Source organism: Parasutterella secunda, assembly GCF_024733725.1.
Taxonomy (GTDB): Bacteria; Pseudomonadota; Gammaproteobacteria; order Burkholderiales; family Burkholderiaceae_F; genus Aphodousia; species Aphodousia faecalis.
Window position 1 is genome coordinate 224,481 of sequence record NZ_JANRHP010000003.1, and the last position, 24,339, is coordinate 248,819.

At 46.0% G+C, this 24,339-nt stretch carries 25 protein-coding genes and 1 tRNA gene; 2 read left to right on the forward strand and 24 right to left on the reverse strand.

The genetic code is table 11. The features are described 5' to 3' along the window. Nucleotides 1–11: 11 nt before the first annotated feature. From NW199_RS04590 to rsmD, 3 genes are read right to left on the reverse strand one after another with little or no spacing between them, the layout of a single operon-like run. On the reverse strand, nt 12–1,484 hold the full coding sequence (locus NW199_RS04590; protein ID WP_258333766.1) for a Ppx/GppA phosphatase family protein: 1,473 nt from the start codon (nt 1,482–1,484) through the stop codon (nt 12–14). Then, entirely contained in the window at nt 1,481–1,969 is a 489-nt protein-coding gene (coaD, locus tag NW199_RS04595; protein WP_258333767.1) for a pantetheine-phosphate adenylyltransferase, read from the reverse strand. The genes NW199_RS04590 and coaD overlap by 4 nt, the downstream gene beginning before the upstream one ends. Then, nucleotides 1,966–2,595: a 16S rRNA (guanine(966)-N(2))-methyltransferase RsmD gene (gene rsmD / locus NW199_RS04600; RefSeq protein ID WP_258333768.1), complete on the reverse strand. Its 630-nt coding sequence runs from the start codon at nt 2,593–2,595 to the stop codon at nt 1,966–1,968. Before rsmD ends, coaD begins: the two co-directional genes overlap by 4 nt. Nucleotides 2,596–2,601: 6 nt before the next feature. Between rsmD and ftsY the strand changes: the two genes are divergently transcribed. Then, nucleotides 2,602–3,528: a signal recognition particle-docking protein FtsY gene (ftsY, locus tag NW199_RS04605; RefSeq protein ID WP_249091583.1), complete on the forward strand. Its 927-nt coding sequence runs from the start codon at nt 2,602–2,604 to the stop codon at nt 3,526–3,528. A 36-nt stretch (nt 3,529–3,564) separates the two neighbouring features. Here ftsY and NW199_RS04610 read toward each other — a convergent pair whose 3' ends face one another. The 11 genes from NW199_RS04610 to NW199_RS04660 all read right to left on the reverse strand — a co-directional run bounded on the left by NW199_RS04610 (nt 3,565) and on the right by NW199_RS04660 (nt 13,826). Then, a complete protein-coding gene (locus NW199_RS04610; protein WP_258333769.1) occupies nt 3,565–5,811 on the reverse strand; it encodes an AsmA family protein in 2,247 nt (748 codons plus the stop codon). A 75-nt stretch (nt 5,812–5,886) separates the two neighbouring features. After that, nucleotides 5,887–6,261, reverse strand: coding sequence for a helix-turn-helix domain-containing protein (locus NW199_RS04615; RefSeq protein ID WP_022472581.1), 375 nt, complete (start codon nt 6,259–6,261; stop codon nt 5,887–5,889). 68 nt (nt 6,262–6,329) lie between these two features. Then, nucleotides 6,330–7,424, reverse strand: coding sequence for a redox-regulated ATPase YchF (gene ychF / locus NW199_RS04620; RefSeq protein ID WP_022472582.1), 1,095 nt, complete (start codon nt 7,422–7,424; stop codon nt 6,330–6,332). Nucleotides 7,425–7,501: 77 nt separating this feature from the next. Continuing rightward, nucleotides 7,502–7,996 (reverse strand): 2-thiouracil desulfurase family protein, encoded by a 495-nt coding sequence (locus NW199_RS04625; RefSeq protein ID WP_022472583.1) that lies wholly within the window; start codon nt 7,994–7,996, stop codon nt 7,502–7,504. Continuing rightward, nucleotides 7,997–8,626 (reverse strand): aminoacyl-tRNA hydrolase, encoded by a 630-nt coding sequence (pth, locus tag NW199_RS04630; protein WP_022472584.1) that lies wholly within the window; start codon nt 8,624–8,626, stop codon nt 7,997–7,999. A gap of 106 nt (nt 8,627–8,732) precedes the next feature. Continuing rightward, nucleotides 8,733–9,383, reverse strand: a complete 651-nt coding sequence (locus NW199_RS04635) for a 50S ribosomal protein L25/general stress protein Ctc (protein ID WP_258333770.1) — start codon at nt 9,381–9,383, stop codon at nt 8,733–8,735. 142 nt (nt 9,384–9,525) lie between these two features. Next, nucleotides 9,526–10,479, reverse strand: coding sequence for a ribose-phosphate pyrophosphokinase (locus NW199_RS04640; protein ID WP_249091777.1), 954 nt, complete (start codon nt 10,477–10,479; stop codon nt 9,526–9,528). Nucleotides 10,480–10,605: 126 nt separating this feature from the next. Beyond that, nucleotides 10,606–10,683: transfer RNA gene (locus NW199_RS04645), tRNA-Gln, on the reverse strand. A 12-nt stretch (nt 10,684–10,695) separates the two neighbouring features. Beyond that, a complete protein-coding gene (gene ispE / locus NW199_RS04650) occupies nt 10,696–11,541 on the reverse strand; it encodes a 4-(cytidine 5'-diphospho)-2-C-methyl-D-erythritol kinase (protein WP_258333771.1) in 846 nt (281 codons plus the stop codon). Continuing rightward, on the reverse strand, nt 11,531–12,097 hold the full coding sequence (locus NW199_RS04655; protein WP_249091578.1) for an outer membrane lipoprotein LolB: 567 nt from the start codon (nt 12,095–12,097) through the stop codon (nt 11,531–11,533). Before NW199_RS04655 ends, ispE begins: the two co-directional genes overlap by 11 nt. Nucleotides 12,098–12,104: 7 nt before the next feature. Continuing rightward, nucleotides 12,105–13,826: a tetratricopeptide repeat protein gene (locus NW199_RS04660; protein ID WP_258333772.1), complete on the reverse strand. Its 1,722-nt coding sequence runs from the start codon at nt 13,824–13,826 to the stop codon at nt 12,105–12,107. Nucleotides 13,827–13,877: 51 nt separating this feature from the next. Between NW199_RS04660 and mutY the strand changes: the two genes are divergently transcribed. Further along, nucleotides 13,878–14,960 (forward strand): A/G-specific adenine glycosylase, encoded by a 1,083-nt coding sequence (mutY, locus tag NW199_RS04665; protein ID WP_258333773.1) that lies wholly within the window; start codon nt 13,878–13,880, stop codon nt 14,958–14,960. Here the strand turns inward: mutY and rapZ are convergent. The 10 genes from rapZ to NW199_RS04715 all read right to left on the reverse strand — a co-directional run bounded on the left by rapZ (nt 14,911) and on the right by NW199_RS04715 (nt 24,263). Further along, nucleotides 14,911–15,807, reverse strand: coding sequence for an RNase adapter RapZ (gene rapZ, locus NW199_RS04670; protein ID WP_258333774.1), 897 nt, complete (start codon nt 15,805–15,807; stop codon nt 14,911–14,913). The genes mutY and rapZ overlap by 50 nt on opposite strands. 42 nt (nt 15,808–15,849) lie before the next feature. Then, the gene (locus NW199_RS04675) at nt 15,850–16,455 is read right to left on the reverse strand and encodes a PTS sugar transporter subunit IIA (RefSeq protein ID WP_258333775.1); all 606 of its coding nucleotides are present in this window, start codon (nt 16,453–16,455) and stop codon (nt 15,850–15,852) included. An 8-nt stretch (nt 16,456–16,463) separates the two neighbouring features. Then, complete coding sequence (gene lptB / locus NW199_RS04680) at nt 16,464–17,195, reverse strand: LPS export ABC transporter ATP-binding protein (RefSeq protein WP_249091776.1); 732 nt, start codon at nt 17,193–17,195, stop codon at nt 16,464–16,466. Between the two features lie 138 nt (nt 17,196–17,333). Then, entirely contained in the window at nt 17,334–17,852 is a 519-nt protein-coding gene (gene lptA, locus NW199_RS04685; protein ID WP_258333776.1) for a lipopolysaccharide transport periplasmic protein LptA, read from the reverse strand. 17 nt (nt 17,853–17,869) lie between these two features. After that, entirely contained in the window at nt 17,870–18,457 is a 588-nt protein-coding gene (gene lptC, locus NW199_RS04690) for an LPS export ABC transporter periplasmic protein LptC (protein WP_022472595.1), read from the reverse strand. Between the two features lie 12 nt (nt 18,458–18,469). Beyond that, nucleotides 18,470–19,021, reverse strand: coding sequence for a KdsC family phosphatase (locus tag NW199_RS04695; RefSeq protein ID WP_258333777.1), 552 nt, complete (start codon nt 19,019–19,021; stop codon nt 18,470–18,472). Next, nucleotides 19,018–20,004 (reverse strand): KpsF/GutQ family sugar-phosphate isomerase, encoded by a 987-nt coding sequence (locus NW199_RS04700; RefSeq protein WP_249091570.1) that lies wholly within the window; start codon nt 20,002–20,004, stop codon nt 19,018–19,020. The genes NW199_RS04695 and NW199_RS04700 overlap by 4 nt, the downstream gene beginning before the upstream one ends. 57 nt (nt 20,005–20,061) lie before the next feature. Continuing rightward, entirely contained in the window at nt 20,062–20,793 is a 732-nt protein-coding gene (locus NW199_RS04705; RefSeq protein ID WP_249091775.1) for an amino acid ABC transporter ATP-binding protein, read from the reverse strand. 17 nt (nt 20,794–20,810) lie between these two features. Further along, nucleotides 20,811–21,578: an enoyl-CoA hydratase-related protein gene (locus NW199_RS04710; protein WP_258333778.1), complete on the reverse strand. Its 768-nt coding sequence runs from the start codon at nt 21,576–21,578 to the stop codon at nt 20,811–20,813. Between the two features lie 6 nt (nt 21,579–21,584). Beyond that, nucleotides 21,585–24,263: a bifunctional acetate--CoA ligase family protein/GNAT family N-acetyltransferase gene (locus NW199_RS04715; protein ID WP_258333779.1), complete on the reverse strand. Its 2,679-nt coding sequence runs from the start codon at nt 24,261–24,263 to the stop codon at nt 21,585–21,587. Nucleotides 24,264–24,339: the final 76 nt, after the last annotated feature.

A 24,339-nucleotide genomic window follows, 5' to 3' on the forward strand; every position in this document is an offset into this window, starting at 1 on the left:
AATAAAAAAAATTATTTCTCGAAGTCAAACTGATATTGTACGGCTTTCCAAGCATCAACTTCTCTTTGTAGGAGAAAATGTGTTAGAGGATGTTTATTGAGCCAACTTGAATCTTTAAATGATAAGCGCCAGTGACGCTTACCTTCTTGAGTCAATGAGAAATCAGGCAGTTCAATATCCTCGCGTTTATGTGCAATGATGCTTGCTAAACGTAGCGCCAATAGCGATTTCGCCCACGTCTCATTGTCTAGTTGAGACTCAATTTTGTAGAGTCTGCCTCTGTGGCCGAGAACCAACTGCGAAACCCAATGACGATCATTAATGGAAAAACCCTGCAGATCAAAATGTTCAATCAGGTAGGCACCTAGTCTGTGAAAACGGTTATGGCTAATGAGATTGCCTGTTTCATGCAACAGTGCAGCCCAATGAAGGCGTTTTTTTGTGTCCTCCGTGGCATCGGGGAAAAGGCGTTGAAGAAGCTTTTGGGCAAGCAGATCGACCCGTTTGGCCTGCGCTTCGGAAACAGCGCTGTAACGCAATAGTTCCCAAGCGCTAGATTCTCTTAAATCGTTACCATTCAGGCGGGAAAGTTGCTCATAAAGCAATCCGACCCGCAAAGCGCCAGCCGAGAATTTTATGCTCTTAATGTTGAGCGCGTCGCAGGCGGCATGAAGAACCGCAAGCCCACCGGTGATTACTTCTTTTCTTGAACGATGCAGATCCGGGAAATCTAGTTTATCAACGTGTCCCTTAGCAATCATTGCATCACGAATTTCACAAAGTCTTTCCTGAGAAATCGTGTAAGAGTCCATACCAAAAGATTTGGCAAGACTGCAGATTGCTTCCATAGATCCGGATGAGCCGTAGGCTTCATCCCATAGGGTTGAATTAAATCGTTCACGACCTTCTTGAAACTCAGCCATCGCAGCTAATTTTGCGGCTTCATAGCCTTCACGCGTAATTTCTCCATTCGGAAAATAATGTAGAGATAAATTGACGCAGCCGACGTGGAATGATTCACAACGGTCAGCATGAAGTCCCGATCCTGTAACAAGCTCTGTTGAACCACCACCGATATCAATGACCAGACGTTTTTTATCAGAAAGAGGCAAGCGATGGGCACAACCTTCAAAAACCAGTCGGGCTTCTTCTTGTCCGGGCAATATTTCAATAGGAAAACCTAGTACGTCTTGAGCACGCCGTAGGAACGCTTTGTTATTTTGGGCAATTCTGATCGTTTGGGTGCCTACGGCTCGCACATGTTCCGGTTTGAAGTCTTTAATTTTTTCTCGAAAACGGGCTAAGGTATCAAGCGCTTTTTGTTGAACTTCTTCAGTCAGATAACCGTTGCTATCAAGTCCGGCAGCTAACCGAACACCTTCTTTACCGTAGTGTTCGCAGATAATCTCGTTACCTTCAATGCGACCGATTTCTAAGCGAAAACTGTTGGATCCTAAATCTATAGCTGCCAGACGGATACTCATTGATTGGCTCCTAAACGCTTGGCTTCCAGTGCTTGCGAAACAATGGGGCTGACAAAAGCGGAAACATCGCCGCCCAGACGATGAATTTCTCTGACTAATGAGCCGGAAATAGACTGAGTGCCGTTAATAGGCGGGAAAAATATTGTTTGAACATTACTGTTTAATGCATGATTGACACAGGCCATGCGCGTCTCGTAGTCGAAATCGCTTCCGTTTCGAACACCGCGGATAAGGACTGAAGCACCGGTTGCTTTGACAAATTCACTCAACAAGCCTTCAAATCCAACGACTCTGACGCCTTCGATACCCGCTAAAGATCGGCGGGCTAAGTCGACTCTTTCTTCAAAAGAAAAGAAGGTATTTCTTCCAGTATCAGCAGCGACTGCCACAATGACTTCATCGAAGATTTGACGGGCACGATCAAGCACATCTTCGTGTCCAAGGGTAAAGGGATCAAACGTACCTGCATAAATGGCAATTGTCATTTTTCTTCCTGTGTAGGACTAACCAGTCGAAAGGCCACCGCTCCGGTCTCAGACTCTCTTACAACTGCTAATTTTAAGTCAGCCAAAATTTGGGTATCCCATTCTTTTGGTGACTCGATGTAAATGAAACCGTTCTCTTTAAGAATCGAAAGCGCTAATTTAATGGCCTTTTCGTGTAAATTCAGTGCAAATGGGGGGTCGATAAAAATAATGTCGTATTTTTTATTGAGGGAGCGAACATCGGCCAGAGCGTCTGCGCAACGAATATCCAGAATGTCTTCTGCCCGTAATTTGGTTCGTGAAAGACAGAGCTTTTCATAAACACGACGATTTTTCTCGAGCAAAGTAACGCTGCGCGCTCCTCGGCTGGCTAATTCAAAACCCAGAGCGCCGGATCCGGCAAACATATCCAGACCTTCAATTTCAGAATAATCACCGAGAAGGTAGTTGAGCCAATTAAAAAGTGTTTCCCGAATCCGATCACCTGTCGGACGTAAGCCGTCAAAGTCCGCGACAGCTAAAGGCGTACGACGCCACTTGCCAGAGATAATTCTGACAGTACCTGCTGCGCGCGCTCTTGGTAAACTTACGCTTTGTGATTGATTTTGTTTCTTTAATGGACGCATACGCTAATGATAACGACTGAAAATAAAAAAGCGGGATGGTTAGATCGGTTAAAAAACGGTTTACATCGAACTCGAGTCAATATTATCGGACTTTTTACCGGTGGTAAGGTCGATGAGGATTTTTTAGAGGAACTCGAATTCGCTTTGATTTCTGCCGATATGGGCGTTTCAACGGTATCGGAGTTACTGGGAAAGTTAAGAGATACTATTCAACTGAAAGGGCTGAAAACACAGGAAGAAGTTCGTGAGGCCCTAAGAGAGGAAATTGTTGCTCTTTTAACACCAGCGCAAGGTCGAATTAACCTAGATAGAACCAAGCCACTTGTGATGATGATGGTTGGGGTAAACGGCGCAGGTAAGACAACATCCATTGGGAAAATCAGTAAATGGCTTTCTTCGCAGGGTAAAAGTGTTTTGTTGGCAGCAGGCGATACTTTCCGCGCTGCTGCTCGCGAACAATTGGCTGTTTGGGGAGAAAGAAATCGTGTAGAAGTTATTTCCCAGACAGGCGGTGATCCGGCGGCTGTAGCTTTTGATGCTGTCAGTGCAGGCAAGGCCCGAGGAAGCGATGTTGTCATTGTTGATACGGCAGGTCGCTTGACAACGCAGACTCGACTCATGGAGGAACTCAAGCGAATTGCTCGTTCGCAAAATAAATCATTGGAGGGTGCTCCTCATGAAGTGATTCTGGTCATCGATGGAACGAATGGTCAAAATGCTTTGGCCCAGGTGAAAGCTTTTGATGAGGCGGTTCCGCTAACCGGATTGATCATTACTAAATTAGACGGGACGGCCAAGGGAGGTGTTTTGGTGGCTATCAGCCGCATGCGCGCCGATAACCCCATCCCTATTTATTTTATTGGTGTCGGCGAGTCCATCGAGGATTTGCAACCGTTTGACGCGCAAGAGTTTGCCAAAGCTCTTATTGGTTAAAAGCAGAAGGAGTGGTTTGGCCACTCCTTCTCGTTATTAGAAACGATTTCTGAAGAAATCTTTCAATTTGTCCCAGCCGGACGGTTTCTTTTCTTCCTTCGGTTGCGGTTTGGCAACAAGATTATTCGCCTTGCGGATTTGCTCAGTATCTAACACCGCAATTGGTGATTGCCATTGGCCGGCCAAATTAATAGTCAAATCCAGTCCATTGCTTCTGCCCGTTAATTGTCCAGTTAGTGAATGGTTGTTTAAATCAACTTGAGCTTGTCCCCGGGCGCGTGAAGATCCGAAATTCACCCCTAAATTGTCAATAACTGCCCGACCATCGTGTATCGTCACAACACCGCCAAAATGTTCTGTTTCTGTAAAAAGATCATTCTTCTGCTCGGGTTCCTTATATTGCTTTAAGGCAACTGTCGCGTCTTCGAGATTAAATCCAAAAAGTTTGGCCTGTGACGCAGAAAAACCGATTTGCCCATTTAAAGCTTGCTGCGTAAAGCCTCCGCCATACAAATTGGCCTGCAGGTTCAATATTCCTCCCACCTTACTATTGCCGCTTGCATCATTGAGAAGAGAGGACAGGTTAATGCTTTCGCCTCGATAAACTACATTCCAGTGGCCTTGGGCATTCAACTGAACATCTAATTCGGTCTTACCATCGTATGTTAGAGCTTTGGCTTTGGGGAGTTTTAAAACACCCTTCTGAATCTGCATATTCGATTTCAGCTGCACTAATTTAACCGGTCCAGTCGATAACTCACCAATCACTATCGAACCGTTGAAGTCAAAGTGGTTCAAAAAGTCAAAGGGTAAAGATGAATCAATGTCCGCGGTTTCATGATCGCTAATTTCCGAAGTAGCTACTGAAGAGACTTCATTTGAGCCTTCGTGAGAGTGTTCTTTGGTTACTTCACTCTGATCTCCATCCGCCTGAGAGACACGAGATGTGTCAGTCTCAACCGTTGTTTCAACGGAGGTATCTTCTTGGCTGCCGGAGGAAGAAAGTTCTGACGGTTGCGCTTCAACGTTCGCTTCGTTAGACGCACTTGTTTGAACTTCCGACTGCTGGGGCAGTAACGTTGCTGGTAAAGTTGCTTGAGCTCTTTGTAGTGATCTGAAAACAGATAAATCACTTAATTCCAGTCGGCCAAAGACAAGGTCTCCTTTGATGTCAGGGAAATCAAAGCCAGCACTCTCGCCTCGAAATGTCATAGGCGCTCCGTGAAGTCTGGCAAAGATTTCACTATGAATTTTTTCTTTATTCCAATCAATTTTCACATTGCCGGAGACGGGAATGCTCTCTGCTTGTTCAGGCAAGGAAATTGATCCTTGGATATGATCGGCAGTAGTGAAAGTTGTTGCTGTGTCAAAAATGATGGGTGAACGCAAATCAACTTTCAAAGTCTGATCTCCTGCTCCCTTGTTGTATTGAATATGGAAGTCAGGAGCTTGCCAACTGTCTTGGCTGATGTGTAATTCAGCCACGGACAAAGAGACGTCACCAAGGGATTGATCACCGGTTATTTGTACTTTTGCGGTTTTTGTGTAAATGGCCTCAGCGGACAATTGGGTCAGAGGTGAATCCAATTGCGCTTGGAAAGATTTGCCTTGTTGGGTTCCGCTGGTTTGAACGGAAAGATTTTCAATGGCGACTTTGCCAGAAGCTAAATTCAGGTCCAAAGAAAAGCCTGCCTGTACATCCAGGAGGAGATTTTCAGGCAATATCTGAATCTGTGTGCTGAGTGCAACCGGCGCATGCATCTGCGGAGCAGGGCCAGAGATAACTGCTCTTAAATTTTGAAGATTGAACAGCCTTCCGTCATGCTTCAGGTGAATGTCGGAGTCGTTGAATTCAATAGATTCAACCGTCAAACCATCAATAAGAGCAGTGTCGGTTGTTGAATTATTTTTCAACCATTCAGGCAATGACGGGCATTCCGTTTCTTGCAACGAAAATCCGTCAACCAAGATCTTCTCAATATGGATTTGGCCGAAAATAAGCCAAACAGGGCTTACGTTAAAGTGAGCAGAACGGTAAATGGCAATCAGTTTGTTTTGGGAGTCAAATAGTTGCGCGCTGGGCAGCTCAACCGATATCGTTGGTAAAACCCTAACGGTCGGAAGTTCGTTTGCGCGCATGACAAAGCCCATCTGATTTAAGGACGATTGCAAACGATCTTGAACGGATGCAGGGGTAACCAGGAAATACAGGGCAACGACGCTGCCAATTGCCAACAGCGCCAATATGCAGATCACCCAGAGAATTTTGCGGATAATACGCATGGGATTTGTCCAGAACACAGAACCACTTTGCCAAACATAGCACGAAATGCGATCCGTTGCAGAGCCAAAAGAGCACTATTTATTGCGCCACTTATTTCGAATGGTTTGACGCAAGTTAGGAGCAAGACGCTCGAGAGCGTCAAGCGTCATGAAAATAGAATCTCTTCCACGGTTAGAGAGTTCTCTGAAACGGGCCAGCAGCTCACTTTCTTCCTCAACGGGATTGTGGCGCTCACTAGTGATAATGAAGAGAATATCGAAACCACAGTCGTTGAGTCGGGGCATCCTGAAAATTCCCGGATCTTCTTGCCCCAACTCATACTTTTGGTACATTTCCAAGGGTACGCCAAGCAGCTGGGCAATTTGCAATTCGGTATAGCCCAAACGTTCCCGTTCGGTTCTTAACCGTTCACCAAATTCTCGACGACGTTTCGCAAGAACAGTTGCCATAATTTAAGGTCTAATAAAAATGTACCTAAATGTCTATCGGTTAGATCGTAACGATCCCTCTTTTTATTTTAAACATTAAAGAGGAAATTCATGACATCGCCGTCTTGAACGATGTAATCCTTTCCTTCAGCTCGCATTTTCCCGGCTTCTTGAGCACCTTTTTCACCATGATGAGAAATGTAATCATCAAATGAAATAGTCTGAGCGCGAATGAATCCACGTTCAAAGTCAGTATGAATCACACCGGCGGCTTGAGGAGCAGTGTCTCCCTTATGAATCGTCCAGGCACGAACCTCTTTAGGGCCGGCCGTAAAGTATGTTTGCAGACCAAGCAGGTCATAGCCGGCTCTAATGACGCGATCCAAACCTGCTTCATGCATTCCCATGTCTTCCAAGAAGAGGGCTTTATCCTCTTCGTCTAATTCTGCGATTTCGCTCTCAATTTTTGCGCATAAAGCCACCACGGGAGCATTTTCTTTAGCAGCAAATGCTTTGACGGCATCGAGCAAGGGATTATTGTCAAAGCCGCTGTCATCCACGTTGGCTACGTACATGGTTGGCTTAACAGTCAAAAGGCAAAGAGGCTTAATAATGGCCTTTTCCTCAGGCGTCAACGATACCTGACGAGCCGGCTTGCCTTCGTTGAGCACGGGTTGGATTTTTTCCAAGACCGTAACCAATTTCAAAGCCTCTTTGTCTCCGCCTTGGCGAGCTTGCTTAGAGTATTTATTAAGCATCTTCTCAACCGTTGCCAAGTCCGCCAGAGCTAATTCCGTATTAATAACTTCAATATCTTCCGTGGGGTTGACGTGACCGGCGACATGAACGATGTTGTCGTCATTGAAACAGCGAACGATATGGGCAATGGCATCGCACTCACGAATGTTGGCTAAAAACTGATTGCCTAAGCCTTCACCCTTACTGGCGCCGGCAACAAGACCGGCAATGTCTACAAATTCGACAACAGCAGGAACAATTCGGGCAGGATGTACGATATCGGCTAGCTGTTGGAGTCGGTTATCGGGAACTTCAACAATGCCGACATTGGGTTCAATCGTGCAGAAAGGATAGTTTTCTGCTGCGATGCCCGCTTTAGTTAAAGCGTTAAAGATGGTGGATTTGCCAACATTGGGCAAACCGACGATTCCACATTTCAATCCCATGATTTTATTTCCAAAAAGTTAATGCGTGCATTTTAGCATTGACATGTGATACTACGAGAGAGTCATTGAGGCGAAAATCAAGATTTTTCAATTGCAAGCATTAATTGGTGAATTTGGTTTTCGCTGAAAATTTTTATTCCTGATTGGTAGAGCAATTCAGCTAAAACTCCCCGACCCTCTCTAATTTGTCCGTCAAAATTTCCAGAATGAATAAAACAAACCCCACAGGCCGGACTTTTTTCTTTTAATAGCGCAAAAGAAGCATTAATGCTTTGGGCTGTCTTTAAACAATGCAAAGCTCCTTTGCGGTATTGATCGGAACAATCGCGACCGTTAACACTTAAAACGCGCGACTGTTTATCTAAGACCCCTTTAGCATTACCTGAAAACTCAATTTCACAAGGGCTGCGCGGGATGGGTAAGCCGCCCGCGCATTCAGGACAGATAGGTAAGAGAAGACAGCCTTTATTGATTAAACAACCAAGATCGGCCGGTCGACTTTGTCCATCAAAGCGAACTTTTTGTCCCAAAAGACAGGCACTAACGAGGATGATCGGAGGGCACTTGTCCAATTATTGTTCCTCATTCTTTTCGGGATTTGTTTTTGGCTTAGGAGAACCGTATTTCGCCAATGAACGCTGAACTCGAGCCATATCACCACAGGCAATGTCATTGGTTGTTTTAAGAGCAGCAGCAATACACTCTTGAATCATCTCTTTATGCTCAGAACTTGGAGCATGCAGAACAAAATCAGCGACGGGTTGCGCCATTCCTAAAGATCTCGGGTGGCCGGTACCTAAACGGAGTCTCCAAAAGTTCGGTGTGGAAAGTTTTTCAGTAATATCTTTTAGGCCATTATGACCGGCGTTTCCGCCGCCTTTTTTCAATTTCATGCACCCAGGCATCAAATCAAGCTCGTCATGGACAACAAGAATTTCTTCCGGAAGTATCTTGTAGTAAAGGGCCAGAGCAACGACGGCTTGTCCTGAGCGATTCATGAAAGTTGTGGGCTTTAAAAGCCAAATATCCTGCCCAGCTAAACGAACCCGAGCGACTTCGCCTTGAAATTTTTTCTCTTCATGAAAAAAAACTTTTTCTCTTTGGGCAAGTTGATCCAAGAACCAAAAGCCCGCATTGTGACGGGTGTCGGCGTAGTCAATACCGGGATTTCCCAGACCAACAATTAATCGAATCGCAGGCATATATCAGATATCCATATTAAAGATGGGAGCAATTCTATATTTTTGTATCGAGCTCGGTTATAAAAAAAGGGCGCCGAGGCGCCCTTTTTTCGAGTCTAGTCGAAAATTATTTTGCTTCAGAAGCGGCGGGCGCAGCTGCAGCAGCAGGAGCAGCGGCGTCAGCAGCGGCAGCATCAGCAGTCGTATCTTCTTCTTCTTCGACTTGAGCAACGACAGACACAACAACCGGGTCTTCATTGCCGTGAACCACAGCGGAAACACCTTCCGGCAATGCGATGTCAGAGACGCGCATCGTCGTTTGAGCGGTCAAACCAGACAAGTCAACAGAAATGAATTCCGGCAAGTCCTTCGGCAAGCAGCTGACTTCGATAGAGCTGCGAGCGTGGTTGATGAGACCCTTGCTGATCTTAACGGCCGGGCTGTTTTCAGCACCGAAGAAGTGCAACGGCACGCTCATGGTCACCGGTTCATCAGCATTGACACGTTGGAAGTCAATGTGCATGACTTGCGGCTTGTACGGATGCATTTGGAAAGCGCGCAAAACAACGAGCTGATCCTTACCATCCAATTCCATCGTCAAAATCGAGGTGTGGAACTTTTCCTTGCGCAAGGCGTAGAAAATAGGATTGTGTTCGAGCTCGATCGGCGTGGCCGCAACGTTGCCGCCGTAAACAATACCGGGCAACTTGTCGGCGCGGCGCAGACGGCGGCTCGCACCCGTACCTTGCGCTTGACGCGTGGTGGCGATGATTTTCATAAGATTTCTCCAAAATTAAAATTCCCGGGACGCGACCATCCACTAGGAACAAAAAAAGATTGTTAAAAAACAATCGAGTGTGCAATTGTACAGATTTTGCACAAAAAGGCGAGTCGTTTTTCCGACTCGCCTTAAATTCACATTAGCAATTTTCGAACAAAGCGCTCACAGAGTCTTCACGAGCAATGCGAGAGATCGTTTCACCGAAAATATTAGCTACAGAGACTTGAGTGATCTTCGGACACTTAAGGGCATCCTCACGTAACGGAATCGTATCCGTGACAACCAACTCATCCAAGTCGGAATTCGTAATGCGTTCAATAGCCGGGCCGGAAAGAACCGGGTGGGTAATGTATGCACAAACTTTGATTGCGCCGCGTTCTTTCAGTGCCTTAGCAGCATTGCAAAGTGTTCCGGCGGTATCGACGATATCGTCGGTAATGATGCAAGTGCGGCCAGCCACTTCACCGATGAGGTTCATCACTTCTGCCACGTTGGGACGTGGACGGCGCTTATCAATGATGACCATGTCCGTGTTGAGGGACTTCGCCATGGCACGAGCGCGAACAACGCCGCCGACATCGGGGGAGACCACGACAGGGTTTTCATAGTTACGGCTTTGAAGTTCACGCAACAAGATAGGCGTTGCGTAAATATTATCAACCGGAACATCGAAGAAGCCTTGAATTTGGTCAGCGTGCAAATCCATCGTCAAAACACGGTCGACACCAACGGATTGGAGCATATTGGCAACCACTTTGGCGGAGATGGCCACTCGAACCGAGCGCGGGCGACGATCTTGACGTGCGTAGCCGTAATAAGGCATCACAGCAGTGATACGGCGTGCAGAAGCTCGACGCAACGCATCAACCATAATCATCAATTCCATCAAATTGTCATTGGTGGGAGAGCAGGTGCTTTGCAAGATGAAGACATCGCGACCGCGGACCTTTTCGTCAATTTCCACCATGACTTCACCGTCAGAGAAATGACTGACAACAGCTTCACCAAGGGGAATATTGAGATGTTCTGCGACTGCATGGGCAAGTTTGGGATTGGCATTGCCCGTAAAAACCATGAGATTGTCCGGAACCATTGGGACCATGATATGACTCGCCGAAAGTTAGGAAGAGAGAACTCTTCGGTTAGTATTTGGCGGCTTAAAAACCGCTTCGTAAAAAAACAAACGGGAGCTAGCACAACAATGCTTGCTCCCGAAAGTTGGCAGGGGAGGAAGGATTCGAACCTTCGAATGCCGGAATCAAAATCCGGTGCCTTAGGCCAGCTTGGCGACTCCCCTACAAATTTTGGTTCAGCATGATAATGCTGACAACGTCGGGTGTATTGTAAGACTTTTTACCGAAAAATGTTTCCAACTGGATGGCAAATTTTCAAACACCCTTTCCGCCTCATCTTTTGGCATCACGGCAAAAACTGCAGAGCCAGAGCCTGTTAGGCGGAATTGAGGTAAATCCGTTAGCAACTTATTTACCTCGGGATTCACAATTTTTACGATCGGTTCTAGATCGTTGTGTCCCAATCTCATCCACTCACCAGATTGCTGAGCGGCGTCGAGGATCGACATTGTGACGTATTTCGTATTTCTTGTCAAGTCCGGATGTGAAAAAATTTCTCCCGTTGCTTGATTGACTCCGGGCCAAATGATGGCAAAAGGAATGGATGGGATGGAAATGGGGATTAATTTTTCGCCAATACCTTCAACCCATGCATTTGTTCCCAAAAGAAAAAATGGAACATCAGCTCCCAATTGAAGCCCTAAACGCATCAGTTCATCTTTTGTTAAATGCAAATTCCATAGATGATTCAATCCCATCAGTGTCGTGGCTGCATCAGAAGAACCACCTCCCATACCTGCACCGGAAGGAATGCGTTTGACAACGTTAATCGTTGCTCCAAAAGAAGAGCCAGTATATTGTTGCAGTAATTTAGCCGCTCGAACACATAAATCTTTTGATGGATCTCCGACAATATCACCAGTACGAACGACTTCAGGGTCATTGCGAGCGGATAAGCTGATGGTGTCACAAAGGTCTACCAAAACAAAAACAGATTGCAACTCGTGGTAACCGTTTTGTCGACGACCAACGATATGCAAAAAAAGATTCAATTTAGCTGGAGCAAGCAAATTAAGAATCATGATCTCGGCTCGAGACAACAAGAAGAACAGAAATGCTAGGGGCAAAAGAGGTTGCTTCTCTCGTCAATCTTATACGTTTGGGTAAGCCCGACTCATCGTAATTTTCATAGGTGATCAACCAACCGCTTTGTTTGACTTGATTATAAGGGGGAGCACTGGGGATGGTGGATGCCGTCTGGTTGGGAATAACTTTACCGTCGATCCAATAATTTAGTCCATCAACTGGTACGCTGAACCCGAGGCTCTTTAGTAAAAGCGACTCGGCGTCGTTGGCGTACACGGTCGGATTGCCTAACGTCTCCAAAGATACTTCTGTGGGAGTTCGCGTGATTCTCGCCAAAGTGTTCCCTAAAGCACTTTTTAAATCCAAAATAGTTAAATCTGTGTTAGCTTGCGTTAATGTAAAACGGCCGCTGTGATTTTCCTGCTGAGAGGCAGAACGTGCAATCAATGAAAATCGACCTTGCCAAGATTGCTCAAGTTCGGGAGTGGACAGGGCGACACACCCTGTCAACAAGATGCTTGCAATGCCGGTGGCGATAAGTTTAAAAGTCATTTTTTACCTAAAAACGCAGATGTAACCGATCCATCAATGAGTTAATCTCCTGATCTTCCGCATTCTCTTTGAGCATGGGTCGAAGGATATCCATCGCTTTGGGTGTTTCCCCTTGAGCTTGGTAAACCTCAGCAAGGTGCAGCAGTATTTCTTTGTCATTAGACAATTTGGCGGCTTTTTCCAAATAATTTTGAGCTTGCTTGAGACTTCCTTGTTTGAAATAAAGCCAACCCATGGAATCTAAGAAGGCAGGGTTCTCAGGTTCTTGTCGAAGAGCTTTTTCAATGAGCAGCTTGGCTTGATCCAGCTTGACGCCGTTTTCTACCCAAAGATAACCCAGCGTATTGTAGAAATTGGCGTTATCGGGATAGAGTTCAATCGCGTTTTGTAAATATTTCTCAGCTTCATCAATGCGTTTAATCTCATTGGCAATAACGGCGCACTGGAAAAGTAACGTAGCATTATCTTTGTCAGTGGACAAAGCCTTTTTCATTGCTTCATAAGCTTGCGGCAGTCGATCGGCTTCGTAAAGTATCTGAGCACGTTTATGGAGGAACTCTGTTTTCAGTTGATCATTAACTTTTGTTTTATCAAGAACGTCAATTGCTTCATCAAAATGCTTTTCCGCAGCGAATGCTTGAGCTAAAAATAAACGAGACTGCGGGAAGAATTCACTGGACTGATCCACTTGACTAAACCAGTCCGCAGCAGCGGAGAAATGACGTTGTTTATAGTCAATCATCCCAAGAGATAAATAGGTTCTGGGAAGTCTTTCAAGAGAAACTTTTTGCTCTTTGGCCAGACGCTCAAAGGTCATTAAATATCGCTTAGTTTCATCCAATAGTCCGACAGTATCGCAAATACTGGCTAGAGTAAAAGCCAAATTAGGCATCTTCTGTGAGAAAGGATCCAAAATTTGGATTTGTTTTTTTACGCCTTTTTTATTCTGTGTACGTGCATAAGCTTTAGCTAAACCCAGTTGAGCATCGTAGTCTTTTGGGTGACGTTTGACGAAATTTTCAAGAGTACTGACCGCTTTAAGCGGTTCTTTTGCGATGAGCGTATCGGCGTATTCCAAAAGTGCAACCGTACTATCGGGAAGTTGTTGCCAAGCAATTTTTGCAAAATGTTCTCCGAGTTCCGCATTGCCTGTTCGGCGATATAGCTTGGCTAGTGTCAATGCTGCCTCTTTCTGGTCTTTGCACAAACTTGCCAAAGGACGCAAAAAGGTCAGTATCTGTTGAGGTTGGGCTGAGCTGAACTGAGCTTGGAGAGCAATCGCTTGAAACCGTTTTAGGCGTTCTTGCTGGTTTTTCGCACTTAAAATGAGATCCTTTGCGCTCTGCTGCCGCTTTTCAGACAAATCGCCCTGGCGGATTTGAGTCAGCGTATTAGCCAATTGAGCATCCGCATTTGACGGAGAGAGTTTCTCCCAAAGTTGTGCCGCTTCTGAAGCCTGTTCAAAGGCGTGAGCACCGTCTGCTATTTCAAAGGCGCGTTTCGCCAAACGAGGGTCTTTTGTTGTTCGGGCGGTTTGCATATAAGTTTGAAATGCCGTGGCAGGGTCATTGCGCTGCAGAGCAAATTCTGAAGCAATGATTTGGAAAAGAAGTCCCCCGGTTAGTTCAACATTCGGAAGCGTTTCTTTAGCCCAGGATGAACTCACCAAGCAAGTCAGACTTAACGCGGTGCAAAGGGCTCGTTTAAAAGTAAATAGATTAAGAGGCATGTCTTTATAATCAGCAAGGATTTCGCTATTGTACTGTTTTCCTAAAAATCCATGATCTCGGAACAATTTTCTCAAACACTTATTGATTGGCAAAAAGTCCATGGTAGGCATCATTTGCCTTGGCAATACGCACACCCTTACGCACGGTGGATTTCCGAAATCATGTTGCAACAAACTCAAGTTTCTACGGTCATTGAATACTATGATCGCTTTATGAAACGTTTCCCGACCGTCCAATCCTTAGCAGAGGCTTCTGAAGATGAAGTCATGCAATATTGGTCGGGATTGGGTTACTACTCACGAGCGAGAAATTTACATAAAAGCGCAAAAATCATTGTCTATGATCACAAGGGCGTCTTTCCCACAACTCGCCTTGAATGGGAGTCCCTTCCAGGAGTTGGCCGCAGTACAGCTGCGGCCATAGTAGCTTTTAGCTTTGGGGCTAAGGAAACTATTTTGGATGGGAATGTCAAAAGGGTTCTGATGCGTTATTTTTGTCTTGACGCCCCTGTTGATAATGGTGAAACAACTAAAAAGCTGTGGGATTTGGCTGAAAATCTGTTACCTCAAAATGATATTGAAGCCTATATACAAGGGCTAATGGATTTAGGCGCCACAGTTTGTACAAGAACCCCTAAGTGTGTCATTTGCCCATTTCGAGAAACTTGTCAAGCTTTACTGAATGGCAAACAAGGGGATATTCCAGCTCCCAGAAAAAAGCTTAATCGTTTGGAAAAAGAGAGGACTTTTTTCCTTCTTTGGCATGAGGACGGTTGTTTGCTGCAAAAACGATCGGCCCGGGGTGTTTGGCGGGGACTTTTTAGTTTGCCTGAACGAGAAGGCGAAATGTCGGAGGAAGACATTTCGGAGGCGCTTTCTGCTCAAGGCTTCATGATTAAAAATATTCGAAGGTTAGAAAGTTTTCATCACGACTTTTCTCACTACCGTCTCGTCTTGCATCCTTGGGCAATTCATATCAAAAACCCTGATACAGTGAAAAACGACGAGCGATGGGCAAAAGTCGCAGAGTTGTCCGACATTGGGCTTCCCGCTCCTATCAGAGGTCTACTAGAGCGTTTTTTCGCTAGAGAGTCTGACGAAGACCTTTTACCGGTTTTTTCGCTTGACCGATGATGCGGTGACGGATGGCGACAGAGGGAAGTTTCTGTGCAAAATATTTAGCTAGAGTTTCCGCGACATAGACAGAACGATGCTGACCGCCCGTACAACCAATAGCCACGGTTAAGTAGTGCCGGTTTGTTGCTTGGTAGCTGGGCAACCACTTTTCGATGAAGAACTCAATGTCTTTAACCATTTCAGTGACCATCGGCTGCTTTTGCATAAATTCAACGATGGCTTCATCTTGTCCCGTCAGTGGCCGCAGTTGAGGATCGTAGTAAGGATTGGGGAGATTGCGGACGTCAAAAACTAAATCTGCCGCGGTGGGAATGCCGTGTTTATAACCGAACGATTCAAACGTCAAACTGAGATCGGCATGAGGGGCATCGGCGAAGTCTTTCACCCAAGTGCGCAGAGTGTTGCTTTGCAAGTGAGTTGTATCCAGAACGTGTGCCTGCACACTATAAGGCTCGAGTAACTCGCGTTCTCTCGTGATGACTTCTGAGAGCGTGACTTTTTCATTACCGGCGCTAAAGCGCAACGTTAACGGATGTCGGCGTCGGGTTTCAGAGAAGCGTTGAATCAGTTCCTGAGTGGAGGCAGTCAGAAATAAAACGCGCACATCCCAGTCTTTTTGTGCGTTAAGTTCCTCAATGAGTTTTTCGGGAGCGTAGCCCTCAAAGTCACTTCTTGCATCAACAGCAAAAGCAACATAGTCCTGAGTTTGTTGCAGGGCTTTAGCAACCGGGATAAGAAAAGACAGAGGGAGATTGTCAATGCAGTAGTAGCCGGAATCTTCCAACTGTCGGATGGCGACAGATTTTCCTGAGCCCGAAAGACCGGTGACAATAATAAGCTTCATACAAGTCCCCCCACACAAAGTCAGACTATTGTAGCGGAAAGCTTAACTATTGTTTTCAACAGCTGCCACGGTCAAAGAGGTAACGCCTTGTTCTTGCTTGAGTTGAGCTTTGACTTCTTCGTTAAGGATATCCCACTCGTTTTCAAGGGCGTCTTCTTTACTTTCTCGGGCTAAAACAGTGGGAGCAACCCAATCCATGATACAAGCACAGACCTCAACGGCGTTCTCTGCTTTTCGGATTTTTGCACACAACGTTTTATCTTCCATCATGGCGATGCACTCGCGCAAAAGCGGCAAGTACTCATCGTCATTGTCTGTTTTTGGGACGATGAGGAAAAAGAAGATATCAACCGGTTTGGTGTCATACGGTGTTGGGTCAACGTGAATCGGACGTTGAAGAAGGACAATTGTGATGATGGGCTGCTTCAGTCCCTCAATTTCACAGTGAGGCAGTGCTACTCCAGCTCCCAAGGCATTATTACCTAAACGTTCCCGTGCGTAAAGTGCTTCAAAGACCTGTGTGTGCGGAACGCCTGACATTTGAAAAGCTAAGCAAGCCTCTTCGAACACGCGTTTTTTTGTCGCGCGTTGCATTGAATTGAAAAAAATAACGTTTGAAGATGAAAGATATTGATATATCTGATTCATAGCACGCACTACATGCGGAAAGCTTCACCCAAGTAAGCTCTACGCACGTCTTCATTTTGAACGATGTCTTTCGGATGACCGCTAGCCAAGACGCCGCCATCGCAGATGATGTAGGCATGATCACAAATGCCGAGCGTTTCTCGGACGTTGTGGTCGGTAATTAAAACACCGATACCCCTGTTTTTTAAGAAGCGAATAATCCGCTGAATTTCAATAACAGCAATTGGGTCAACACCGGCAAAAGGTTCGTCCAACAAAATAAACTTAGGTTCCGCAGCCAGTGCTCGGGCAATTTCGGTTCGGCGACGTTCACCGCCAGACAAACTCATGGCCGTATTGGTTCTCAACCGTGTTATTTGTAACTCGTCAAGCAAGTCGTCAAGTTTTTTATCAATTTCAGCCTTTGAATAGCTTTTCCCGTTCTCGTCTTGTTGAAGTTCCAAAATGGCGCGGATGTTTTCTTCCACTGTCATACGACGGAAAACGGAAGCCTCTTGCGGTAGATAGGAAACACCAAGACGAGAGCGTTTATAGATAGGCAAGTGGGCGATAGATTGACCATTAAGCTCAATAGAGCCTCCATCGGAGACAACCAATCCAACGACCATGTTAAAAGTTGTGGTCTTGCCGGCTCCGTTTGGACCTAACAGACCGACGACTTCTCCGCTTTTAACTTCGAGCGACACGTCTTGCACAACCCAACGACTGCCGTATCTTTTTTTCAGACCAATAGCTTTCAGCGTATTGACTGGAGCCTCTACTTCTGTTTTTTCTTGATTATCAGAAGCGACCTCATCTTGCGTCGGTTGGACGGAGCTTAGTTTTTCTTCATTGGTTGGCACTATCGGAATCCTTTTGGGTAAATGTACGACTGAGCATTAGCGAGTACTGCTGCGTGGAGCTATAACGGTACTGGCTCGCCCGCCTTCGCTACCTTGGATAATTGTACGTGAGCGGATTGTATCGTAGACGATTTTATTCCCCCTTGCACGATCCTTAACGACTCCGTTTTCGGATCGTTCAACCAGTGCCTTGCCTGTAAGGGTAATAATGCCGGTACGTTCCTCATAAACGATTTGCTCAGCCTTGCCAGAGACCCATTCCTCAATTCCCTTTGTTTTGGGATCTCGTTTTTGGCGAAAAGTTGCTAATTCTCCGGTGAGTGTTCCTTTTTTGTAGCCTTGAGCGGTTTCCTGAAGCACTAATTTTTGTCCGGTTAAACGCATAGTCCCCTGATCAACTCTAACTGAACCGGTATAAGTGGCGACCTGTTTCAATTCATCGCCAAAAAAGTGATCAGCTTGAATCTCAATGGGTTTTTCTCTATCACGGCTTTCGGCCTGCACGGTCGGAACGGCTAAAGCTAAAAGCAGAGCAAAAACAGTTAAAAATTTCATCTCAAATCCTGGGGTGTTTAAGGAAGCAAGTTCTTTGAGCTTCCCTGAGGTTCTATCACCGTAGTAACTCGGCTTTTCAGTTCAACAGTTCGGGACATATTGTCAAAAACCATCCCCGTACCATGAGTTCTGTCGTTGCCGCTGAATATATCGACCTTGTCATCCGTTTCGTAGCGATTAGTGTCTGTGTATACCGTCATGCTTTGGGTTTCAAGGCGAGTTGCGGCAGTTTGACCACTGGCCGCTCTTGAGGCAACGACATCACCCTCAAACACAAAAGTTTCTCCTGCATCACTGCTATGCCCCTTTAAAGCTTGGGCGTGTGTAATCGGTTCATCTGGAGAGACGGTTGTAGCCTGGGGCTTAACCATGGTGATGGAATCATTGGAAAAATGCCGAAATTCTTCAGCCTGTAAGCGATTTTTGGCAACGCCGTTTTCATCAAACGTAACAATAGTTGCTTCAGAAGCGATGAAATCCGGAGATTCTTCACTCGGGATGTATCGCAATTTGCTAAAAGAGGCCTGCATGGCGTACCAGTAGCTGGCCGCAATGAGAAGCAGCAACAAAATAATAGCGATAATGGCAGTCAGTCTTTCTCGCATTCTTTCTCTCAATTAGTAGCGATGCCTGGCGTTAGGATCAGGGTGTAGGAACATTTTTTCCAAAGTACTTTCCCATTTTCCTTGAGTCTTCAAAATGAACTCTGCCAATTCTCTAACAGCACCGGCTCCTCCACTGTATTGGCTCTTAAAATCGGCCAATTGAACAATTTCTTCAACGGCGTTGCTTGGGCAAGCGGCTAAGCCTACCTTTTGGATAACGGCGTAATCAGGCAAATCGTCGCCAATATAAGCGATTTCTTCGGGCGACAACCCCGTGGCAGTGAGAAGTTCTCCAAGTCCCTTTACCTTGTCGCGCTGTCCCTGAAGGACATTGGTGATGCCCAATTCATGCGTGCGACGTTTGAGAATTTCAGAACTTCTGGCCGTTAGGATTGCAACATCAACGCCATTAGCCAACAACATCTTGATGCCGAGGCCATCCTTAACATCGAAAGCCTTGAACAACTCGCCTTCGTTACCGATGTAAATTTTACCGTCAGTTAAAACACCATCGACATCGCAAATCAGTAACTTAATTTTTCTAGCTTTTTCTGTGAGTGTCATAGTACTTTGGCTGTCATAAGATCGTGAATATGCAATGCACCGATGAGGTGGTTTGCTTCATCAACGACCAGCAATTGATTACAAAGAGAACGATCAAGAATGTGGGCAGCCTCAGCGGCCAACGCAGTCTTCGCAATCGTTTTGGGACTGGGAGTCATAACATCGGCGATGCAGACTTGGCGAATGTCGCCCATTCGCTCAATCAGTCGTCTCAAATCGCCTTCGGTAAAGATACCTTGAACACAATTGTCTTTGTCGACGATGGCAGTCATGCCGATGCGCTTGAGCGTAATTTCGCGCACAGCATCCAAAACAGACACCGTATTGAGTACGCTAGGTACCTTTTCGCCGGTTCTCATGACATCGGAAACATGAATCAGTAATCGGCGACCTAAGGCACCACCGGGGTGCGAACGCGCAAAGTCATTCGAGGTGAATCCCTTGGCTTGAAGGCAGGCAACTGCCAAAGCATCTCCCAACGCAAGTGTTGCCGTTGTACTGGTGGTCGGAGCCAGACCAAGAGGACAAGCTTCTTGTCTGACACCGACATCTAAGTGAATATCAGCATATTTAGCCAGTGCACTATCCGGCGCGCTTGTCATGGCAATCAGGGGAGTTCCCTCGCGCTTGATAACCGGAACAATGGTTAAAAGTTCATTAGTCGTCCCAGAGTTGGAAATGGCGATGACGACATCGTCTTTCGTGATCATTCCAAGATCACCGTGGGCAGCCTCACCCGCATGAACGAAAAAGGCAGGTGTCCCAGTAGAGGCTAACGTCGCAGCCAGTTTGCAACCGATATGGCCACTTTTGCCAACGCCGGATACAACAACACGCCCTTTACAATTTAAAAGACATTGCACGGCTTTTAAAAAAGTATCGCCTAAACGATCGGCGAGGTTAGTCAGAGCTTCGGCTTCTCTGCTTAAAACCGTTCTGGCTAGTGCTAAGGTGGAATTATTTGTGTGAGCGTGCTCAATCATTATTAAAAGATCCTTCTACTTTCCCAATCATAACTCAGCGTATTCATTATTTTTTTCTTAGTGATTGAGAATTTTCGATAGAAATTGTACGGCTCTTTCACTCTTAGGTTGAGTGAAGAATTCTTGTGTCGGGGCATTTTCCAGAATCTCACCGCTTTCCATAAATAAGACTCTGTCAGCAACGCGTCTGGCAAATCCCATTTCATGAGTAACAACCATCATTGTCATGCCGTCTTGAGCGAGTTCCACCATGACATCGAGTACCTCGTTAATCATTTCAGGATCAAGTGCAGAGGTTGGCTCATCAAACAACATGCAGACGGGATCCATTGCCAACGCTCGGGCGATGGCGACACGTTGCTGCTGACCGCCTGAGAGTTGACCGGGGAATTTCAAGGCTTGTTGAGATAAATGGACGCGTTCTAGGAGACCTAACCCCCTTTCTGTTGCTTCATCCCTGCTTCTACCTAGCACTTTCATTTGCGCTAAAGTCAGGTTGTCGATGATGGAGAGGTGGGGGAAAAGTTCAAAATGTTGGAAAACCATCCCGATATGTTGTCGCAATTTCGGCAAATTTGTTTTGGGATTGCCGACATCAATGCCATTGACAATGATTCTGCCTTCCTGAAAAGGCTCTAGTCCGTTTACGGTCTTAATCAGCGTTGATTTTCCGGAGCCGGACGGACCGCAGACAACGACCACTTCGCCTTTTTCAACACTGGCGGTGCAATCCTTAAGGACTTGGAAGTTTTCGCCGTACCATTTGCTGACATGTTGAATTTCAATCATTGCCATTATTTATTCTCCTAGTGGGAGCTGACGCTGAAGTCGGGTTTACGGCCTTCTTCAAAGGCTCGACACGCTTCTTTGACTTCATCGCTTTGAAGCCTTTGGGTCAATGCATCGTGCTCTGCATTTAATGCTTCACGAATAGCGATCCCTTGATGTTTTCTCATTAGGGCTTTGGTAGCTCTAAGACTTCCCGGAGGCAGTACGGTTAAACGAGCGGCACGAGCAAGCGTCTCTTTTAATACATCCTCATCCTTAAAGACTGAGGTGACAATTCCCATTTGCAACGCTTCAAAGGCAGAAATTGGTTCACTAAGCAATAATTTTTCCATTGCCTTCTTAAAGCCTGCTTTTTCACAAAGGCTAAATGTCAGTCCGAATTCCGGTGTCAGGCCTAATGCAGTAAAGGGGACTGAAAAAAGGCTTTTTTCTCCGCAGTAAACCATGTCACAGAAGCAAAGAATGGCTACGCCTAGTCCAACAGCAGGGCCTTGGACGGCAGCCAAAATCGGTTTATCAAAGGCGATCATCGATTCAATGAGTGTATCGTAGGCCTGTTGAATCTTTTCATCTCTGTGTAATGATTCTTGAAGATCTGCACCGGCGCAAAAGACAGTCTCCTCGCCGCTTATGATCACACAGCGAACAGCATCATCTTTTTGGGCTTGTGCTAAAACTTTTACCCAACTCAAACATGTTGCTGCATCAATTGTGTTGCGTTTAGCCGGGCGAGAAATCACTAAATGACAAATACCGTTTTGTACACTGACAGTTAAATCAGACATATTTTCTCACTCTAAATTCAGCGTGTAGACAACGAAAGCATCGTCAAGAGTTTCATCCTCATGGCGGACAAATCCGAGCGAATCCATTAATGCGAACATCCCGTCATTGCCGCGTAAAACATAACCGATGAGGACGGTAAGTTTCATAATTTTTGCTTGTTCGATAAGCTCTTTCATGAGTAATGAGGCCAAACCGCGCCGCTGCCATTCATCTTCAACAACTACACCGAACTCTGCAAATGATGTTCCAGGCATACGCTTAAAACGAGCAACGCCATGAATGAGATCAGGCTCTTCGGTGTCACACGCAACAATCGCTACTTCTCTGTTGTAATCAATATTTGTGAGTTCAATCAGTTTTTCTCTAGCCAACTCATTGGAAGAGATGTGCAGTCGCAAGTAAGTTGTTTGAGGCGAAAGTCGCTTCAAGAAGTCACGAAGAGAGTCGTAGTCTTGAGCATGGATACTGCGAAGTGATATTTGTCCGCCCTTGATGTCTCGCCAAGCAGAATCGATAGATGGCTCCGGCGCTAAAGTCAAGTGGGAGGCCAATGCGTCTTTGTCTAAGTTATTGGGAGATATGCCAATATGAGCGTCTAACACAATACAGCCACCTTCATCGACTAAAAGCGGATCAATCGTTAGATCACGGATAAGCGGGAAATCGGTGACGAGCTTGGAAATTCTCATCAAAATTTGAGCCAGAGCTTCTTTATTGGCAGCAGGCATACCTCGGAAATCACCGAGGTAAGTGCTTACGGTCGGCTTCTCGATGAGTGCGGCAGCCAATGGCTTGGTCAGTGGAAGCAGTTCACAGACATCGTCCTTGTAGATGTCTCCCATATGGCCGCCAGCGCCAAAGCTGATAACAGGTCCGAAGCGAGAATCTGTATGAACGGTAATTTTGACTTCCCGTCCATGAGGTTGACGGATGTAACGCTGGATATAAAGTCCCTCTAATTGAGCGTAAGGGGCCCTATTTTTAACGCTTTCCAAAATGCTTTGGCTCGCTTTCAAAACATCCTCTTCAGTTTTGAGGTCCAGCGCGACTCCGCCGACATTACTTTTGTGTATTACGCCCTTGGCAATGGCTTTGATAACAACAGGAAAGCCTAAATTTTTAGCAGCATTAACCGCTTCAATTGGAGATTGCACAAGAATACCGGTGGCAGCTGTTAAGCCCAGACAAGCCAATAGCTTCTTTGTTTGCAACTCATTTAAGCTGTAACGCTCGTTACTCTTATTTTCTTCCAGTATGTTTCGGATAGCCCTTTCATCTGCAGGCAATGGGTCGCTTTCAGAGGCGATTGTGGCTGCAAGATAACGTCGTGACTGGGCGTAATGAGCCATCCATGAAAACGCTTTTATTGCGCTCTCAGGGCTTTTTAAAACGGTAATAGGATGGTCTTTCAGCCGTTTTTTGGCCGCAATGGTTTGAGACTCTCCAATCCAAGCGGTGATGATGGGTTTATAGCTGGCATCTGTTGCGTAAGCGATGGCATCGCAAACTCGCTCAAGTGGCGCAGCAAATGTCGGAGCCGTCACAATGATGATGGCGTCAACATTCTCATCTTTATTTAAAGCATCGACGGCAAGCTTTATTCGTCTGGAATCCGCGTCAGCCCATAAGTCGACGGGATTAGTCATCGGAAGCGGATTGTCGAAAATCTTGTGTAACTTTTCCGTTGTTGTACGAATCAGAGTGGCAATTTTCACGTCACACTCTGAGGCGGCATCAGCGGCGAGAACACCGAATCCGCTACCGTTACTGATGATGCCTACGCGATTGCTGCGGGGGAGGCGTTTTTGACCAAAAATTTCAATTGCAGAAAGCATTTCTTCGAGACCGTAGACTCGAATTGCGCCGGCTCGTTCCAACAGGGCATTAAAAACCTTGTCGTCGCCGGCGGGCACTCCCATTCTGCTAGCCAGAAGTTGCGAGGCTTGAAGGCTTTTCCCGCCCCGAAGGACAATGACCGGTTTGTGTTTGGCCGCTTCTCGAACAGCCGAGAAGAATTCTCTGGGATTTCGGATACCTTCAATGTGCAAAACGATAACACCGGTTTCTTTATCTTGAGCAAGAAAATCAACGACCTCACTCATTGAAACATCAATTTCATCGCCGGTGTTAATTAGCGTGGAGAAACCAATATCTCGAATTCGTTTAGTTGCCAAAAGGGAAGTGCCGATAACGCCAGATTGAGCGGCAAAACCGACATTTCCGGCTAACGGAAGCTCTGACCAATAACTAGCATTTAAATTCATGCTGGGGCGCATAATGCCCAGACAGTCGGTTCCGATTAAGCGAAGCCCTAAAGCGTGAGCCTTATTGACAATTTTGGCTTGCCAATTCGAATCAGATGTGACGGAAGCATCACTGGGGGCAAGAGCTATCCAACGAGTGCCATGAGAGGCGATATCTTCCAGAACGCTCTCAATGGTTTTTGTGGGAACGGCCAAAATAGCCAGATCAATGTGGTCTTCAATGGCTTTGATACTTGGATAGCAAGGAATATCCCCTAAATAACGGTATTTGGGGTTAACAGGATAAATTCTTCCGCTAAAACCGGCACTGATTAGGTTTTTCCATAGCGGCGCTCCGCGAGAGGCTTCACGATCACTGGCGCCGATAACGGCGATACTCTCAGGAGCCAAAGCTGCACGTAATTGGTGGGACGTATCCATTAGAGAATCTTTCGAGCAAAAATTAACCCCTCAATTTTACTCAAAAAAGCCCTAACTCCCTATTTTTCCGTAAGAA

Coding starts and splice junctions, on each gene's coding strand:
- NW199_RS04590 (WP_258333766.1), bottom strand. CDS start 1,484: ATGAGTATCCGTCTGGCAGCTATAGATTTAGGATCCAACAGTTTTCGC.
- coaD (WP_258333767.1), bottom strand. CDS start 1,969: ATGACAATTGCCATTTATGCAGGTACGTTTGATCCCTTTACCCTTGGA.
- rsmD (WP_258333768.1), bottom strand. CDS start 2,595: ATGCGTCCATTAAAGAAACAAAATCAATCACAAAGCGTAAGTTTACCA.
- ftsY (WP_249091583.1), top strand. CDS start 2,602: ATGATAACGACTGAAAATAAAAAAGCGGGATGGTTAGATCGGTTAAAA.
- NW199_RS04610 (WP_258333769.1), bottom strand. CDS start 5,811: ATGCGTATTATCCGCAAAATTCTCTGGGTGATCTGCATATTGGCGCTG.
- NW199_RS04615 (WP_022472581.1), bottom strand. CDS start 6,261: ATGGCAACTGTTCTTGCGAAACGTCGTCGAGAATTTGGTGAACGGTTA.
- ychF (WP_022472582.1), bottom strand. CDS start 7,424: ATGGGATTGAAATGTGGAATCGTCGGTTTGCCCAATGTTGGCAAATCC.
- pth (WP_022472584.1), bottom strand. CDS start 8,626: ATGCCTGCGATTCGATTAATTGTTGGTCTGGGAAATCCCGGTATTGAC.
- NW199_RS04635 (WP_258333770.1), bottom strand. CDS start 9,383: ATGAAAATCATCGCCACCACGCGTCAAGCGCAAGGTACGGGTGCGAGC.
- NW199_RS04640 (WP_249091777.1), bottom strand. CDS start 10,479: ATGGTTCCGGACAATCTCATGGTTTTTACGGGCAATGCCAATCCCAAA.
- ispE (WP_258333771.1), bottom strand. CDS start 11,541: ATGATTCTTAATTTGCTTGCTCCAGCTAAATTGAATCTTTTTTTGCAT.
- NW199_RS04655 (WP_249091578.1), bottom strand. CDS start 12,097: ATGACTTTTAAACTTATCGCCACCGGCATTGCAAGCATCTTGTTGACA.
- NW199_RS04660 (WP_258333772.1), bottom strand. CDS start 13,826: ATGCCTCTTAATCTATTTACTTTTAAACGAGCCCTTTGCACCGCGTTA.
- mutY (WP_258333773.1), top strand. CDS start 13,878: ATGATCTCGGAACAATTTTCTCAAACACTTATTGATTGGCAAAAAGTC.
- rapZ (WP_258333774.1), bottom strand. CDS start 15,807: ATGAAGCTTATTATTGTCACCGGTCTTTCGGGCTCAGGAAAATCTGTC.
- NW199_RS04675 (WP_258333775.1), bottom strand. CDS start 16,455: ATGAATCAGATATATCAATATCTTTCATCTTCAAACGTTATTTTTTTC.
- lptA (WP_258333776.1), bottom strand. CDS start 17,852: ATGAAATTTTTAACTGTTTTTGCTCTGCTTTTAGCTTTAGCCGTTCCG.
- lptC (WP_022472595.1), bottom strand. CDS start 18,457: ATGCGAGAAAGACTGACTGCCATTATCGCTATTATTTTGTTGCTGCTT.
- NW199_RS04695 (WP_258333777.1), bottom strand. CDS start 19,021: ATGACACTCACAGAAAAAGCTAGAAAAATTAAGTTACTGATTTGCGAT.
- NW199_RS04700 (WP_249091570.1), bottom strand. CDS start 20,004: ATGATTGAGCACGCTCACACAAATAATTCCACCTTAGCACTAGCCAGA.
- NW199_RS04705 (WP_249091775.1), bottom strand. CDS start 20,793: ATGATTGAAATTCAACATGTCAGCAAATGGTACGGCGAAAACTTCCAA.
- NW199_RS04710 (WP_258333778.1), bottom strand. CDS start 21,578: ATGTCTGATTTAACTGTCAGTGTACAAAACGGTATTTGTCATTTAGTG.
- NW199_RS04715 (WP_258333779.1), bottom strand. CDS start 24,263: ATGGATACGTCCCACCAATTACGTGCAGCTTTGGCTCCTGAGAGTATC.